General features: G+C 67.7%; 1 protein-coding gene. It reads right to left on the reverse strand.

The genetic code is table 11. From position 1 onward, the window contains the following. Positions 1 to 38 precede the first annotated feature (38 nt). A complete protein-coding gene (locus tag ACTWPW_RS64090) occupies positions 39 to 1574 on the reverse strand; it encodes an ISL3 family transposase (protein WP_443175023.1) in 1536 nt (511 codons plus the stop codon). Positions 1575 to 1627 lie beyond the last annotated feature (53 nt).

Here is a 1627-nt window from a genome sequence, read left to right on the forward strand (position 1 = left end):
GGCTCTGGCCCGTAATCGGTGGTGGCGTTGAGTGATCTTCACTGCAGCAGGATGCGGTGGCGCAGAAGGTCGAACCCAGCGCGGCCGTGCATCTGGCGCATGATCCTCTTCGTGCGGGTGTTGACGCCTTCGGTTCGGCCGTTGTGGTGCGGGAGGGTGAGGGCGGCGTTCACGGCGTCGCGATCGAGTTCGATGCCGTTGGCGAAGCCGTGCAGGTGCGGCAGATCAGCGGCTCGGAGGGTGGTGATCCAGGCGGTGAGCTTGGCGTCGTTGCCGTCGGCCGGGGTGAGGAGCTCGGCGAAGCTGCGGACATGGCGGGCGAGTTCGGCCAGTTCGGGGCAGGCGGCTGTGAGCTCCTGCACCAGCCGGGTGTCGCTATCACGCAGCCGGTCGGGGTGGGTGAGCAGGAGACGGGCCAGGCGGCGCGGCGTGATGACGGGCCGCTCTCCTTCGGCTCGGCCTTGGGTGATGTAGCGGTAGAGCAGGTTGAGGCTGCCGGTGTAGCCGAGCTCTTTGATCTCTCGAAACAGCTGCTGGACGGCAACGGCCGGATCGGCGGCGCGCCGTTCTCGCAAGTGATCGCGGTAAGGATCAACGAGCGTGGGTCGATAGCGCGGAGCCCGGCGCAAAGCCTCGGGCTTGTGGGTGCGGGCGTAGCGCTTGACGGTGTTGAGGGACAAGTTCAACCGACGGGCGCACTCCAAGAGGCCGACGCCCTTGTCCAGAAGGTCGTGGATCTGCTGCCAACGCTCACGGGTGGTCTGTTCATGGACGCCGGCGGGCCGCGACGGGTTGACCGTGGCCCAGCAGGCGCTGTGGGACCGAACCTCAGCAAGGGTCTTGTTGCAGAAATTCGCCCACAGGTGCCACCTGTCCCCGACCTGCACTGCATCCGGCAGAGCACGTCGAACCGCCTCACCGTACGCGCCCGACCCGTCGCGGCAGACGATCTCGACCCCAGGGTGGGATCGCAGCCACGTCTCCAGCACATCGGCACCGCGGCCGGGCAGGACATCGATCCGCTCGCCAGTCTCAGCGTCGATCAGGATGGTGGCATAACGGTGCCGGCGCTTGAGCGCGAAGTCATCGACACCCAGCACGCGTGGGATCCGCAGCGGGGGAAGCGGCAGCCGCGCCAGCAGTCGCAGCGCTGTGGACCTCGAAATCGTGACGGCCAGGACCGCCGACAGCCGAGCACCCGCCCGACCGGCCAGTTCCTTCACCACCGCGCCCAGCTGGCCGGTGAGCCTGCTCGTTCGACGCTGGTAGCGCTCGAGCAGCCCGGGAACCTGCTCACGGAACGTCTGCCGAGGGCATCCCCAAACCGGGCAGACCAGACGCCGTACCTGTAGCGACACCACCACCCGCCGCCCGTCGACCGGGACATCCGTGACCGTCCGGCTCACGTAGCCGTGCACCCGACCGCTCAGCGCCCCGCACACCGGGCACGGCACCGGCTCGTCGCGAGTACGAGCCATGACCCGAATGAGGTCGTCCTCGTCCTCTACTGCCTCGATGACCAGGGCAGACAGCCCCGCAAATACCACACCCGCAAGATCGTCGATCTTCAGCACGGCCCAGCCTGGCAGGGATCACTCAGTGCCACCACCGATTACGGGCCAGAGCC

The organism is Nonomuraea sp. KM90, assembly GCF_052246675.1.
Classification (GTDB): domain Bacteria; phylum Actinomycetota; class Actinomycetes; order Streptosporangiales; family Streptosporangiaceae; genus Nonomuraea.